Consider the following 14,039-nt stretch of genomic DNA (forward strand, 5'->3'; position numbering starts at 1 on the left):
CTTGGCAGGGGCCTTTTGTGCGCGCCTGTTTGAGGGCTCGCCGGGCGCCGCTCCGTCAGCTCCGGCCGAGCATCTCGGCGGTGAGGATGTCACCGCCGAGACCCCAGCCGCCGTCGGGGACCTCGTCCAGCAGGACCAGGGTGGTGGCGCGGGCGCGCTCCCCGTAGACGCCGGCGAAAGCGTCGGTGACGGCGTCGATGAGCTTCTTCTTGGACTCCGGGGTCAGGGTGTCCGCGGGCACCTTGAGGTTGGCGAAGGGCATGTCGTTCTCCTTTTCGGTGGGACGGTTCGGGGCTTGCGCCGGGCTCGTCAGATGATTCCGCCGTTGGCGCGGAGGACCTGGCCGTTGACCCAGTGCCCGGCCGGGCTCGCCAGGAAGGCGACGACCTCGGCGATGTCCTCGGGGGTGCCGAGCCGCTCCAGCGGGGGCTGCTTGGCGAGCAGTTCGATGGTGGCCTCGTCCTTGCCGTCGAGGAACAGGTCGGTGGCGGTCGGGCCGGGCGCGACCGCGTTGACCGTGATGTCGCGCCCGCGCAGCTCGCGTGCGAGCACGAGCGTCATCGCCTCGACGGCGCCCTTGCTGGCGGCGTACGCCCCGTACTGCGGGAACTGGAGGCCGACCACCGAGGTGGAGAAGGTGACGACCGCACCGCCGTCGCGCACGCGGCGGGCGGCCTCCCGCGCCATGACGAACGTGCCGCGGACGTTGGTGCGGTGCACGGCGTCCAGGTCGTCGAGATCGAGGTCGGCGATCGGGGACAGCGACATCCGCCCGGCAGCGTTGACGACCACGTCGACGCCGCCGAACGCCTCCTCCGCGGCGTCGAACATCGCCGCGACCGCGGCCTCGTCCGCCACGTCCGCCCGGGCCGGGATCGCCCGGCCGCCGGCCGCCGTGACCTCCTGGACGACCTCCGCGGCGGCCGCCGCCGATCCCTGGTACCCGACCACGACCGGGCAGCCCCGTGCCGCGAGGGTCTTCGCGGTCGCTCGGCCGATGCCGCGGGAGCCGCCGCTGACGATGGCCACACGCTGATCGCTCATGGATCCTCCGTTGCGTATCGCTGATACTGGTTTCGAGTATCGACGTTAGCATGCACGGTAGCAGCTTTGTATCGCTGCTACCGCAGGGGGCTATCATTGGTTGCGTGACAGAGACGGACTCGCTCAGAGCGGCGATGATCGAGGCCGCGGAGCGCCAGTTGGCGGACTCCTCCGACCACGAGATCGCCACGCGTGCGGTCTGCGAGGCGGTCGGCGTGAGCCAGCCCGTCCTCTACCGGCTGTTCGGCGACAAGCGCGGCCTCCTCGACGCCGTCGCCGACCACGGGTACGAGCGGTACGCCGCGCTCAAGGCCGCCCAGGAGCGGACGGGCGACCCGGTGGCCGATCTGCACGCCGGCTGGGACGGCCACATGGCGTTCGCGAAGGAGAACCCGGCCCTCTACCAGCTGATGTTCACGCCCCGGCCGTGGTCCCGCTCGACGGCCCGCGACCGCGTGTTCGAGCTGCTGACGGCCACGCTCGTACGGTGCGCGGCGGCGGGCTCGTTGAGAGTGGAACCGCGCGCGGCGGCCGAGCTGATCCTTGCGGCGAACGTCGGGGTCGCCCTCGCCCACATCGCCAGGCCGGAACTGTTCGACGATCCGGCGCCGTCCCACCGCATGCGCGACGCCGCGTTCGCGCACGTGCTCACCGAACCCGGTGCCCGGGACGACGCCGATCCGCTGCACGCCGCCGCGCTGCGCCTCCGGGCGCAGCTCGCCCTCGCCGGCACCGACGCCCTCGAACCGGCCGAGACCGCCCTCCTGCTGCGCTGGCTCGAACGCATCACCCACGCCGGCCCCGCCTGACGGGGTCCGCACCGGACTGCCGCGTACCCCGTGTCCTCGAACCCGGCCCGGCCTAGCGAGCGGTCCAGCGGGTCACGGCCCCGGCGTACTCGGCGGGGAGCTCCATCGGCATCAGGTGGCCCGCGCCCTTGACGACGTGCAGCTCCCAGCCGGGGCGGCGGGCGAGGAGGTGGTCGATCACGGGGCGCTCGATGAGCGGGTCCTGATCGCCCCAGAGGAGCAGGGTGGGGATGTTCAGCGCGTCGATCGCCTCGAAGACCGGGCCGCGGTCGACGTACATGGACTCCACGGCCGAGGCGAAGGCGACGATGGCGTCGGCCAGGCGGTCGGGGCGGGAGCGCATCGCGCCGCGCTCCTCGGCCTGGAGCGCGGCCAGTTCGGGTGACACGCGCGTCAGGTCGCCGCCGGACAGGTCCAGCCCGCCGCCCGGTGAGGTCAGCGGGTCGCCCTTGGCGAGCTTGGCCTCCAGGAGTCTGCGGCCGTACAGGCGAAGCGTGCCGCGCAGGACCGGCACGGCCGTCGCCAGCGCGGCCCGGCCGAGCGTCCGCCAGCCGGCCGCCTCTCCCCTGGTGAGGGGGCCGGGCAGGGTCGGGTTGGCGAGTACCAGGCGTTCCGCCTCGGCGGCGCGGCGCGCGTACAGCAGGGCGACCAGGCCGCCCAGGGACCAGCCGTGGACGTCCAGCCGCTCCAGCCCGAGCGTGCGGGCGAACACCGCCAGGAACCGGGCGTTGACGTGGGCCTTGGCCGCGCGGGGATGCGGCGTGCCGGTGTGGCCCGTGAACGTGCCGGGCAGGTCCGGCGCGATGACCGTCCCGCGGGCGGCGAGCTGCGGGATGACGTCCAGCCACCACGTCCCGGCCGCGCCCATCGGATGGACGAGGAGCCGGACCGGCCCCTCCGGCGGCCCCGGCGCGTGCAGGTAGTGGACCCGCGTTCCCTGGACGTCGGTCATCTCGCTGCGGACGCCCGCCCAGCGCGGCGACCGCTCGCCCCAGTCGTCGTACCGCACGGCGCCCCTCCCTCCGCGTGCCGCCAGCGTAGACAGGACCGGCCCGCGGGCGCGAGAGACTGGGGGGAACGGCGATCAGGCCGGACGACGGAACCGGGTCGAACCCGACCCCCGACCTCAGGAGTGAAGATGACCGGCCCTTCCGTGGACGGGACCGAGACGCGGGCGGGCGAGGCCACCGCCGCCGCCCCGCGGTCGCGCGCCGAGCGCCGCCGCGACTTCGAGCACCGGCTCGCCCACGACGTCGACGTGTGGGTGGCCAGCGCCTCGGCCGGCGGCGCGCCGTACCTGGTGCCGCTGTCGTTCGACTGGGACGGCGAGGCGCTGCTGCTCGCGACCCCGGCGGCGAGCCCGACCGGCCGGAACCTGGCCGCCTCCGGCACCGTCCGGCTGGCCCTCGGCCACACCCGCGACGTGGCCATGATCGACGGCACGGTGGAGGTGCTGGAGATCGGCGCGCTGCCGCCGGAACGGGCCGGCCGGTTCGCCGCGCGGACCGGCTTCGACCCGCGCGCGGCGGACTCGCCGTACCGGTGGTTCCGGGTGCGGCCGCGCCGCGTCCAGGCGTGGCGCGAGGAGAACGAGCTGGCCGGGCGGGACCTGATGCGCGACGGCCGCTGGCTGGCCTGACCGCCGGTCCGCGGGGAGCGGCGGCCGCCCGCCGCTCCCCGCGCGCTGACCCTGGCCGTACCGAATCAGATTCTGTACGGTCGGGTCATGGGCGACGTCTTCGACGATCTGGCGGCGGAGTTCGAGCACCTCGGCGGGGTCCTGGCGGGACTGGACGCCGCGGACTGGGAAGCGCCGTCGGCGGCGGAGGGCTGGTCGGTCGCCGACGTGGTGATCCACCTGGCGCAGACCAACGAACTCGCCATCGCCTCGGCCCACGGCGAGAGCGCGGCGCTCGCCCGCGACGACGGCCTCACGGTGGACGAGGCCGCGGACCGCCTCGTCGCCGCCCAGCGCGGCGCCTCCCCCGGGGAACTGCTCGCCCGCTGGCGGACCTCGGCGCGCGGGACGCTGGACGCCATCCGCGCGGCCCCGCCCGGCACCCGCCTGCCGTGGGTCGCCTCGTCCCTGTCGCCCCGCACGCTCGCCACGACGCGGATCGCCGAGCACTGGGCGCACGCGCTCGACATCACCGTCCCGCTGGGCCTCCCCTACCCCGACACCGCGCGGCTGCGGCACATCGCCTGGCTCGCCCACCGCACCCTGCCGTACGCGCTGGCGGGCGCCGGCGAGCGGGCCGGGCCCGTGCGCTGCGAGCTGACCGGCCCGGACGGCGACCTGTGGACGTTCGGCGACCCGGCGGCCGGGTCGGTCATCAGCGGACCGGCCGCCGAGTTCTGCCGCGTCGGCGCCCGCCGCCTCCCCGCCGAGAAGTCGTCCCTCCGCACCGAGGGCCCGCACGCCGCGACCGCCCTGCGCCACCTCCGCAACTACGCCCTCTGACGTCCACGGCGGGCCGGACCCTGACGATCCGCACCCGCCCGTACGTGAGCGCAGCCGTTACGGTTTGCGGGTGAAGATCACTGGGCGGGGGCTCAACCGAGCGGTTCTGGGGCGGCAGCTGCTGCTCGGGCGGGAGGCGCTCGGGGTCGCGGACGCGGTGCGGCGGGTGGTGGCGTTGCAGGCGCAGGAGCCGGCCTCGCCGTACATCGCCCTGTGGAACCGGGTCGACGGGTTCGACCCGGCCGGGCTGGACGCCGCGTTCGCCGGGGGCCGGGTGGTCCGGACGACGCTGATGCGGGTCACCCTGCATGCCGTCCACGGCGACGACTACCGGGCGTTCCGGGAGGCCATGGAGCCCACGCTGCGGGCCTCCCGGCTCGGGGACCGGCGGTTCGCCGTCTCGGGGCTGAGTGTCGAAGACGTCCAGGCGCTGCTTCCGGACCTGCTGGAGTACGCCGCGCGGCCGCGGACCGGCGAGGAGATCCGGGACCGGCTCGGCGAGCGGCTGGGGGCGCCGGTGGACGGCACGGCGTGGCGGCTGCTGCGGCAGTACGCGCCGCTGCTGCACGCGCCCGCCGGGGGGCCGTGGTCGTTCGGGGCACGGCAGTCGTTCGCGGCGGCGGGCGCGCGGCCGGTCCTGGACGAGCCGGACGCCGCGGACGCGGCGCTGCGGGTGCTGGTGCGCCGCTACCTGGAGGGGTTCGGGCCGGGGACGGTGGCGGACGTCGCGCGGTTCGCGACCGTGCCGCAGACCCGGGTCAGGAAGGCCCTGCGGGCCATGGGCGACGGCGTGGAGCGGCTGGAAGGGCCCGGCGGGGCGGTGCTGTACGACCTGCCCGGGGCGCCGCGGCCGCCGGAGGACACCCCGGCGCCGCCGCGGCTGATGGCGATGTGGGACGGCGTGCTGCTGTCCCACGCCGACCGCGACCATGTCATCCCGCCCGAGTACCGGCCGCTCGTGATCCGCAGGAACGGCGACGTGCTGCCGGTGCTGCTGGTGGACGGGCGGGTCGCCGGGGTGTGGCGGGCGGCCGGGGAGGGGATCGAGGCCACCGCCTTCCGTCCCCTCCCCGAGGACGCCTGGGAGGGGCTCGCGGCGGAGGCCCGTTCCCTGCTGCGCTTCCTGGCGGGCCGGGAGCCGCAGGTCTACCGGCGCTACCACCACTGGTGGGCCAGGCTTCCCGGCGGCGCCGCTACGCGCGTCCTGCCCGGGTGACCGGTCTCTCCGTGCCGGGGCGAGGTCCCGTCGGTCGTCCCGAGCCGACCGCGCGACGCCTACGCCGAGGGCCTGCGCGCGCTCGTCCGGGGACTGCTCGCCGAGGGGTGAATCCGGGCGCGTCCGGCCTGACTACCTGCCGGAATCCGCTAGCGTCTTGATGCTCACGGTGGCTAGCGGAAAGGACCACATGGCCGAGAAGGTCATCCTCGTTGACGACATGGACGGCACCGAGGAGAGCGACGTCGCCAAGCGTGACTTCGACGTCCTGGGACGGAAGTTCACGATCGACCTGAGCGACGCGAACGACAAGCGCCTTCGGGACGCGATCGACACGATCGAGCAGTTCGTGGAGAAGGCGCGCGAGGTGAAGGCCGCCGGACGGGGACGCAAGGCGGCCGCCCCGGCGAAGGTGAAGGGCTACACCAACACCGACGTGCGGGAGTGGGCCCGCGCCAACGACGTCGAGGTGTCGGCCAAGGGCGTCATCGCCGACGAGGTGTACGCGGCGTTCATCGCGGCGCACCCCGACGCCGACCCCAACGCCAAGCCGGAGACCGGTTCCGAGGAGCCGGGGAGCGAGGAGTAGGGGCCGGAGAGCAGGGGCCCGGACGGGCGGCACGGGGCTTCCGTGCCGCCCGTCCGCTTTTCCTCCCTGCGGGGGATCCGTCCCGCCTCCGCGGGGGAGTCCCCGGGGCGGCGCCGGGCCGGAGGATCGGATCGCCCGGGTCAGAGCGGCCCGGAGCGACTCCCAAGGGGTACGACATGCGCAAGCTGACGATCGTGGCCGCGGCGCTCGCGTTCGCGTCGGTGGCCGGGATGGGCACCGCCGCGTACGCGCTGCCGCAGGAACGGCCGGCCGGGCCCGAGATCGCGAGCGTGCGGGGGTCGGCCGACTTCCGGCTGACGTTCGCGCCTGACGAGGACGTCCGCAACTTCACCTTCGACGCGCGCGCCGAGCCGTACTCGCGCCCGCTGCCCGGCCTCCCCGAGGGGCTGCCCTCGGACGCGACCGGAACGGTGAAGGTGTCGCACTACGTGGCGAAGGACAAGGTGACCGTACGGTTCGAGGCCGTCGTGGACTGCATGACGACGAGCCCGGGGAACGCGGCGCTGACGGCGAAGGTCGTGCGGGCCGACGACGTCGTGAAGGACTGGGTCGGCAAGCGGCTCGGGTTCAGCGTCCAGGACGGCCCCAAGGGACGCGACCGGGTCGGCTTCTCGTGGTCGATCGGGAACGCCGACCAGAACGAGCAGGGCGAGTGGGTCGAAGGCAGGGTCGGCACCTGCCAGGCCCCGGCGGCGTTCGCCCCCGTCACGCGCGGCGGGTACCAGGTCAGGCACGTCGATCTGGCTCCGCCGCCGCAGGGCTGACGCCGGGGGGGTCGCCGCCGCCGTCGCGGGCGGCGGTGGCGACGACCCCTGCGGACGCGACGCTCACGCACGCGATCGCCGCCCACTGCGGCGGCGCCAGTTCCTCCGCCAGCAGGACGAGGCCCGCGGCGGCTCCGGCGGCCGGTTCCAGGCTCACCATCACGGCGAGGACGCGTTCGGGGAGGCGGCGGAGGGCGGCCAGGTCGAGCGACCACGGGACGGCGGCGGAGACCAGGGCCGCGCCCGCTCCCGCGAGCAGGAGGCCGGGGCGGAGCAGGTCCGTCCCGGCGGACAGCGGCCCGAGCGGGAGCGTGAGCGCCGCGGCGAAGACGACCGCCCAGGTGAGGACCGAGCCGTCGCCGGCGCGCGCGCCCGCGCGCTTGTTCAGCACCAGGTAGGCCGCCATGAACCCGCCCGAGGCCAGCGCGAACGCCAGCCCCGCGAGGGAGGGGACCTCGCCGCCGGGACGGTAGATGAGCACGACGCCGAGTCCCCCCAGGCCCGCCCAGAGCAGGTCGGCCGGCCGCCGCGAACCGGCCAGGGCCAGGACGAGCGGCCCCAGGAACTGCACGGTGGAGGCGATCCCGATCGGGAGCAGGGCCATCGCCGGATAGATGAACTGCATCCCCGCGATGGCCGTTCCCAGCGCGGCGATGAGCGGAAGCGCCTCCCGGCCGGGCAGCGAGGGCCGCCAGAGAAGCAGCAGGAACGCGGCGGCGAACACCAGCCGGAGCGTCACGACGCCCAGCGGGCCGGCCTCGCCGAACAGCTGCTTGCCGAGCGCCTGGCCAGTCTGGACCGACACGACGCTTCCCAGGACCAGGACGGGCGCCGGTACGAGTGCGACACGGGACATGGTTCCGAGTCTGCGAAGAACCCACCGTGCGGGTCCATCGAAAGATCTCTCATCGGATCGTGTTGAATAGCCGCATGATCGACCCTCGGCTGCAGGCGCTGCGCGTCCTCAAGGAGCAGGGCACGGTCACCGCCACGGCGGAGATGCTGCACCTCACGCCCTCGACGGTCTCCCAGCAGCTCCGCCTCCTGGCGCGCGAGCTGGGCGTGACGCTCCTGGAGGCCCAGGGACGGCGCGTGCGGCTCACGCCCGCCGCGCACACCGTCCTCGACCACGCCGACGTCCTCTTCGCCCAGTGGGAACGCGCCCAGGCCGACCTGGCGGCCCACCGGGAGGGCGCCGCCGGGCAGGTGCGGTTCGGCTCGGTGTCGAGCGCCCTGGCCGCGATCGTCACCCCGGCGGCCGTCCTGCTCGGCCGGGAGCATCCGCGGCTGGCGGTGCGGATGAGCGAGACCGAGAGCGAGGACGCGTTCCCGCTGCTGCTGGCGGGACGGCTGGACATCGCCGTGCTCATCCCGACCGCGGGCGGCCCGCCGTCCGACGACCCGCGCTTCGAGCAGCGGCCCCTGCTGGACGAGCCGCAGGACCTGCTCGTCCCGCCCGGGCACCCGCTGGCGGAGCGGGCGCGGCCGGTGCTGGCGGACGCGGCGCGGGAGCCCTGGATCGGCTCCCCCGACCGCGGCGACCAGCACCACCTGATGCTCACCGCCTGCGCCGCCGCGGGGTTCACGCCGCGGATCGTCCACCACGCCAACGAGTGGTTCGCGGTCGCCGCGCTGGTGGCGGCCGGGTTCGGGGTCGGGCTGGTCCCCCGGCTCGCGCCGCTGCCGCCCGAGCACCGGGCCGTCCGGGTGCCGCTGCGCGGGGAGCCGGTCCCGTCCCGGCGGATCATCACCTGCGTCCGCCGGGGCAGCGACCGGCAGCCCGCCATCGCGCACGGCCTGGACGCGCTGCGCCGCTCCGTCCCCTAGCGCCCGTCGCGCAGGGAGCGGAAGAACGCGCGGACGTCGCCGACGAGCAGGTCCGGCCGTTCCAGCGCGGCGAAGTGCCCGCCGTGCTCGAACTCCGTCCAGTGGACGATCTTCTCGTCGCGTTCCGCGAGGGCGCGGACGGGCAGGGCGATGTCGTGCGGGAACACGGCGACCCCCATGGGTACGGTCGACGCCTCCGGCACGCTCCAGCCCGCGTGCGCGAACTCGTAGTACAGCTGCGCGGAGGAGGCCGCCGTGTTGGTCAGCCAGTAGAGGGTGACGTTGGTCAGCAAGGCGTCGCGGTCCACGCCGTTCTCGGTCCATTCGGCGAACTTCTCCGCGATCCAGGCCAGCTGCCCCGCCGGCGAGTCCGCCAGCCCGTACGCGAGCGTCCGCGGCCGCGTCCCCTGGATCGCCATGTAGCCGCCCAGGTCTCCCTGGAAGCGCTCCAGCCCGGCGAGCCGCTCCCGGTCGGGCTCGGTGAGGCCGTCCAGCTCGCCCTCCCGCCCGGACGGGAACGTGAGGAGGTAGTTGACGTGGACGCCCAGGAGGTGATGCGAATCGATCTTGGCCAGCTCCCGGGACACGCCCGAGCCCCAGTCGCCTCCCTGCGCGCCGTACCGGTCGTACCCCAGGCGGGCCATCAGCGCCGCCCACGCCTTCGCGATGCGGCGCAGGCCCCAGCCGTCCTCCCGGAGCGGCGCGGAGAAGCCGTAGCCGGGCAGTGACGGGACGACCAGGTGGAACGCGTCGGCGGGGTCCCCGCCGTGCGCGCGCGGGTCGGTGAGCGGGCCGATGACGTCGAGGAACTCCACGACCGAGCCCGGCCAGCCGTGCGTGAGGACGAGCGGCGTCGCGTCCGGCTCGGGCGAGCGGACGTGCAGGAAGTGGACGTCCTGCCCGTCGATCTCGGTCACGTACTGCGGGTGGGCGTTGATCCTGGCCTCGTGCTCGCGCCAGTCGTACGCGGTGGCCCAGTGGTCGACCAGCGCGCGCAGGTCGCCCGCGGGGAGGCCCCGGTTCCCGCCGCTGCCGGGCACCTCTGCCGGGAGCCGCGTGCGGGCCAGGCGCTCGCGCAGATCGTCCAGGTCGGCCTGCGGGACATCGATGCGGAACGGGCGGATCTCGTTTTCGCTCATGTCCCGACCGTAGGAAGAAATGCGGCAGGATCCCTGCCGCGATTGCCGGACAATCGATCCCATGCTGGAAGCCTCGGCACGACTCCTCCGCCTGCTGTCGCTGTTGCAGGCGCGTCCCGGCTGGACGGGCGCGCAGCTCGCCGAACGCCTGGAGGTCAGCCCCCGCACCCTGCGCAACGACATCGGCAAGCTCCGCGACCTCGGCTATCCCGTCCACGCCGCCCCCGGCGTGCACGGCGGCTACCGCCTGGGCGCGGGCGCCGCCCTGCCGCCGCTGCTGCTGGACGACGACGAGGCCGTGGCGGTCGCGATCGGCCTGCGCACCGCCGCGGCGGGCACGGTCGCGGGGATCGAGGAGACCTCCGTACGGGCGCTGGCCAAGCTGGAGCAGGTCCTCCCGTCACGGCTGCGCGAACGCGTGAACGCGCTGCACGAGTACACGACCCCGCTGCCTACAGGCGCCCCCACGCCGTCCGTACCGGCCGAGGTCCTCACCACCATCGCCGCCGCCTGCCGCGACCGCCACCGCCTGCGCTTCGACTACCGCGCGCACGACGGCACGGCCCTCGCCCGCGACGTCGAGCCGTACCGCCTGGTCAGCATGGGGCGGCGCTGGTACCTGCTCGCCTGGGACGTCGCGCGCGGCGGCTGGCGCACCTTCCGCGCAGACCGGATGGAACCGCGCGTCCCGCACGGCCCGCGCTTCTCCCCGCGCGAGGACCCGCCGGCCGATCTCGTCCCGCGCGGCGTCGACATCGCGCTGTCCCGCTACAAGGCGAAGGTGACCGTCCACGCCCCCGCCGAGACGATCGCCGCCCGCGTCCCCGCCGCGATCCTGGTCGAGCCCGTGGACGAGCGCACCTGCCTCGTCCACGCGGGCGGCGACACCCCCATGCAGCTCGCCCTGCACATCCTGATGCTCGACGCCGGCTTCCACGTCACGGGGCCGCCCGAGCTCCTGGCCGCCCTGGAGACCCTCGCCTCCCGCGCCTCTGGCCCTTTCACGCCATAAGGGGGCGCGGAGGGTGGCGGCGCGCTACCATCTCGAAAATGCACGTGCATCGGCTCATGCATCTGCACGGTACTGCGACCAACCGGGGGTTGGCTGTGCGAGAAGTGGCGCCCGCCATGCACTGGGCGATCGTGTACGTGGACGTGGCGGGCTTCGGCGACCGGCGGCGCACCAACCGCGACCAGATCGCGGTGCGCGAGGGCCTCTACCGGGCGCTGCGGCGCGCGCTCGCGCGGTCCGGCGTGCGCTGGGAGGACTGCCGCACGGAGGACCGCGGCGACGGCGTCCTCATCCTGGTGCCCGCGGACGTGCCCAAGGAGCGGCTCGCGGTGACGCTGCCGCTCCAGCTGGCCGCCGCGCTGGAGTCCTGCAACGCGAAGGCGTCCGAGGCGGCGCGGATCGAGCTGCGCGCGGCGCTGCACGCGGGAGAGGTGCACCACGACGAGCACGGCGTCGCCGGCACCGCCATCAACCTGGCGGCCCGCCTGCTGGACGCGGCGCCCCTCAAGGAGGCCCTGCGCGAGTCCGCCGGTCCCTTGGCGCTCATCGCGTCCGACTGGTTCTACGACGAGGTCGTACGCCACCACCCGGAGAGCGCACCGGACGCCTACCGGGAGATTCACGTGTCGGATCCCGGAGTCCGGGACCCGGTGCTCGACCGGGGCCCGGGCGGGACGCTTCAGCCCTGCGAACGGCCGCGCTCCCCGGTACGGCGGGGGGCGTCGGGGTCGTCCGGGCGGCGGGGGGCGCCGTCCACGAGGTCGGTGCCGCGCGACCGCGCCGAGACGGGCTCGTCGCTCTCCCTGCTCTCCCTGCCGTCCTTGCTCTCGGCGCTCTCCGCCGGCTCCTTCAGCAGGCCGGCGTTCTCGGCGTACTGGAGGCCGCGGGGGGTGATGTCCCACGCGTTGTGGCGCCACTCCTTGCGCTTCCACACCACGCCCGCCGACAGCAGCCGGCGGCCGACCCGGCTGATCTCGGTCTCGTCGGTGCCGAGCTCGGCGGCGAGCTGCTGGTTCGACAGGCCCTGGCGGCGGGCCACGGCGGCCAGGAAGCGCGCCGCGTGGCCGCCCGGCTGGAGGGAGAGCTGGAGTCCGGAGGGAAGGCGCTGCAGCGCCCAGTGCGCACAGTCGATCAGGCCGAGGATCCGGCCCCGCTGCTCGCGCTGGTCGCCGTCCAGGGAGCGGGTGTCGAGGTAGTTGCGGTGCAACCACTGGAGCCCGTCCTTCACCTCGGTGAGGGCGGGCTCGTCGGCGTTGAGGGAGGCATCGGTGATGAGCATCCCGAGCGCGCTGAAGTGCCCCTCGGTCAGCTCCTTGGCGTGTTCCATCGCGTCGATCAGCCGCCGCGCCTCACTCCTGCGGTCGCGGCCGAGCTGCGGCATCCTCGCCTGCGTCTCTGCCCTCGCGTTCACCGGCTCACCCCAAGGTCGTCGAGGAAGGGCGGACCCCTCCAGAGTGCGCCCATGCCAAGTGAATGTCAAGTGACAGCTTCGTCCGATTTCGGACCACGCCGAAGCGGCTCGTGACCGTTCCGGTACCCAGGATCTCCAACATCCGTGGCCGAATCTGTATCTGATGCCACTGAAGACGCGAACTCGCGAGAGTTAGCATCGATCGACTACCCGTAACCGGCCCTGTCAACCCCCTGGGGGAACATCTATGACCGATCAGTTGGCGGCTGTTGCCCAAGCGGCCTACCCGGCCGAGCCGGCTGATCTCTTCATCCGCCTCTACGACGCCCTTCCGGACCACGTCTTCCAGGGCTGGACGGCGACGATGTGGAACGACGACGCGCGGGTCCGCCGCCGCGCCGCGGAGATCTCCGAGATCGTGCTGGCCCTCGGCGTGCTCGACCCCGACATGACCGAGGAGATCATCGCCGCGGACGGCGACCGCGGCCGGTTCGCGATCCTGCTCGGGCTCGACGCCGCGCTCGCGCACGCCAACCCGTACGGGCCGTACCACAACGTCCCCGCCATGAGCGGCGTCCTCATCCAGTACCTCACCGAGGGCCGGTTCAACGGCGACGAGGGCGAGGGCGCGCTGCTGCCGCGCTGCGCGTTCCCGGGCCGGCCGCTCGGCCGCCGGACCAAGGCCGAGTTCTTCGGCGTCCACCGCGTCCCGCCGGAGGAGTGGGACCGCGTCGAGCACCGCGTGCTGCCGTCCGTCCACGACCCGCACTTCAGCCGGGACGAGCCGGTGCGCGTCGGCTGCGCGCCGATGCTGGAGAACTTCGACGACATCGAGATCGAGTTCGAGAAGCGGCACGGCATGACCGTCTACCGGCTGTGCCCCCGGGACTCCTCCAAGATGCACACCCGCGTGCGGTCGGTCATCCGGCGGCTGGACGAGGCCGGCGCGCAGGTCGCGGTGATGCCCGAGATCGCGCTGTCGGACTCCCTCCTCGAACACTGGAAGGAGGTCGCGTTCGACACCGCCGGGCGCGACCGGCACCGCCACCCGCTGCGGTTCATCCTGCTCGGCAGCGGCCCGCTCGGCCCGGACGACCCGCCGCCCAACCGCGCCGTGCTGCTGGACCGCTGGACGGGCGAGGAACTGCTCGTCCAGGACAAGCTCTCCGGCTTCACCCTCACCGCCGGGCAGATGGCGCTGTGGCGGCTGCCGGGCGCGCCGAAGAGCGGCACCGCCGACGAGTACATCGCCCCCGGCACCGGCGTCGCCCTGCTCGACACCGCCCTCGGCCGGCTCGCCGTGCTGATCTGCGAGGACCTCGGCCGGTCCGTCGGCTGGGAGCGCGAGCTGCTGGCCTGCGGCGTGTCGCACCTGCTCGTCCCGATCTTCTCCAAGCCGATCCTGCGGTACCGCTGGGAGCAGCAGGGCGCCGAGCGGCAGATCGCCGCGCTGGGCAGCTGGGTCACCGTCTCCAACAGCCTGGTGATCAGCAACGCGATCCCGGACGGCGACCTGGAGGGCGACCGCTTCACCTCGCTGGTGGCGGGACCGATCAGCCCGGAGCGCGACACCTACAGCGACTCCGCCGTGTTCGCCGCCTCGCACGCCGGCGACCGGCCCGCCGTCCTCGACCCGGCCGATCCCCGGTCGCTGCCCACGTTCCTGCCGGGCGCGGCGTACGAGCAGTGGCACGACCACTGGCCCGACCCGGCCTGACCCCGGCCCGGCCCGCGGGGTCCGGCCCG

15 protein-coding genes are annotated in these 14,039 nt (G+C 74.3%); 9 read left to right on the forward strand and 6 right to left on the reverse strand.

Annotation, left to right across the window (positions count from 1 at the left end; translation table 11 throughout):
* Positions 1-55 precede the first annotated feature (55 nt).
* Complete coding sequence (locus ACA361_RS30455) at positions 56-262, reverse strand: tautomerase family protein (RefSeq protein WP_375017650.1); 207 nt, start codon at positions 260-262, stop codon at positions 56-58.
* Between the two features lie 47 nt (positions 263-309).
* Positions 310-1,044, reverse strand: a complete 735-nt coding sequence (locus tag ACA361_RS30460; protein WP_375017652.1) for an SDR family oxidoreductase — start codon at positions 1,042-1,044, stop codon at positions 310-312.
* Positions 1,045-1,148: 104 nt separating this feature from the next.
* Here ACA361_RS30460 and ACA361_RS30465 point away from each other — a divergent pair, with 104 nt between their 5' ends.
* Positions 1,149-1,853 carry a TetR/AcrR family transcriptional regulator gene (locus tag ACA361_RS30465; RefSeq protein WP_375017654.1) on the forward strand — a complete coding sequence of 235 codons (705 nt, stop codon included), beginning with the start codon at positions 1,149-1,151 and terminating at the stop codon, positions 1,851-1,853.
* Positions 1,854-1,905: 52 nt separating this feature from the next.
* On the opposite strand, the gene ACA361_RS30470 is transcribed toward ACA361_RS30465, so the two are convergent.
* Positions 1,906-2,862: an alpha/beta fold hydrolase gene (locus ACA361_RS30470; RefSeq protein WP_375017656.1), complete on the reverse strand. Its 957-nt coding sequence runs from the start codon at positions 2,860-2,862 to the stop codon at positions 1,906-1,908.
* A 129-nt stretch (positions 2,863-2,991) separates the two neighbouring features.
* Here ACA361_RS30470 and ACA361_RS30475 point away from each other — a divergent pair, with 129 nt between their 5' ends.
* From ACA361_RS30475 to ACA361_RS30495, 5 genes are all read left to right on the forward strand, one after another.
* Positions 2,992-3,492: a pyridoxamine 5'-phosphate oxidase family protein gene (locus ACA361_RS30475; protein ID WP_375017658.1), complete on the forward strand. Its 501-nt coding sequence runs from the start codon at positions 2,992-2,994 to the stop codon at positions 3,490-3,492.
* An 87-nt stretch (positions 3,493-3,579) separates the two neighbouring features.
* Positions 3,580-4,314 (forward strand): maleylpyruvate isomerase family mycothiol-dependent enzyme, encoded by a 735-nt coding sequence (locus tag ACA361_RS30480; RefSeq protein WP_375017660.1) that lies wholly within the window; start codon positions 3,580-3,582, stop codon positions 4,312-4,314.
* 70 nt (positions 4,315-4,384) lie between these two features.
* The gene (locus ACA361_RS30485; protein WP_375017662.1) at positions 4,385-5,530 is read left to right on the forward strand and encodes a winged helix DNA-binding domain-containing protein; all 1,146 of its coding nucleotides are present in this window, start codon (positions 4,385-4,387) and stop codon (positions 5,528-5,530) included.
* Between the two features lie 169 nt (positions 5,531-5,699).
* Positions 5,700-6,119 (forward strand): histone-like nucleoid-structuring protein Lsr2, encoded by a 420-nt coding sequence (locus ACA361_RS30490; RefSeq protein ID WP_375017663.1) that lies wholly within the window; start codon positions 5,700-5,702, stop codon positions 6,117-6,119.
* A 176-nt stretch (positions 6,120-6,295) separates the two neighbouring features.
* On the forward strand, positions 6,296-6,904 hold the full coding sequence (locus ACA361_RS30495; RefSeq protein ID WP_375017664.1) for a hypothetical protein: 609 nt from the start codon (positions 6,296-6,298) through the stop codon (positions 6,902-6,904).
* Here the strand turns inward: ACA361_RS30495 and ACA361_RS30500 are convergent.
* Positions 6,867-7,760: a DMT family transporter gene (locus ACA361_RS30500; protein ID WP_375017666.1), complete on the reverse strand. Its 894-nt coding sequence runs from the start codon at positions 7,758-7,760 to the stop codon at positions 6,867-6,869. The genes ACA361_RS30495 and ACA361_RS30500 overlap by 38 nt on opposite strands.
* A gap of 74 nt (positions 7,761-7,834) precedes the next feature.
* Here ACA361_RS30500 and ACA361_RS30505 point away from each other — a divergent pair, with 74 nt between their 5' ends.
* Positions 7,835-8,731: a LysR family transcriptional regulator gene (locus ACA361_RS30505; protein ID WP_375017668.1), complete on the forward strand. Its 897-nt coding sequence runs from the start codon at positions 7,835-7,837 to the stop codon at positions 8,729-8,731.
* Here the strand turns inward: ACA361_RS30505 and ACA361_RS30510 are convergent.
* Complete coding sequence (locus ACA361_RS30510; protein ID WP_375017670.1) at positions 8,728-9,870, reverse strand: epoxide hydrolase family protein; 1,143 nt, start codon at positions 9,868-9,870, stop codon at positions 8,728-8,730. The two genes, ACA361_RS30505 and ACA361_RS30510, sit on opposite strands and share 4 nt — an antisense overlap.
* A gap of 61 nt (positions 9,871-9,931) precedes the next feature.
* On the opposite strand from ACA361_RS30510, the gene ACA361_RS30515 reads away from it, so the two are divergent.
* Positions 9,932-10,882 (forward strand): helix-turn-helix transcriptional regulator, encoded by a 951-nt coding sequence (locus tag ACA361_RS30515; protein WP_375017672.1) that lies wholly within the window; start codon positions 9,932-9,934, stop codon positions 10,880-10,882.
* Between the two features lie 679 nt (positions 10,883-11,561).
* Here the strand turns inward: ACA361_RS30515 and ACA361_RS30520 are convergent.
* Positions 11,562-12,293: a hypothetical protein gene (locus tag ACA361_RS30520; protein ID WP_375017674.1), complete on the reverse strand. Its 732-nt coding sequence runs from the start codon at positions 12,291-12,293 to the stop codon at positions 11,562-11,564.
* 247 nt (positions 12,294-12,540) lie between these two features.
* On the opposite strand from ACA361_RS30520, the gene ACA361_RS30525 reads away from it, so the two are divergent.
* A complete protein-coding gene (locus ACA361_RS30525) occupies positions 12,541-14,010 on the forward strand; it encodes a hypothetical protein (protein WP_375017676.1) in 1,470 nt (489 codons plus the stop codon).
* Positions 14,011-14,039 lie beyond the last annotated feature (29 nt).

This window comes from Actinomadura sp. 21ATH (assembly GCF_041951345.1).
Taxonomy (GTDB): Bacteria; Actinomycetota; Actinomycetes; order Streptosporangiales; family Streptosporangiaceae; genus Spirillospora.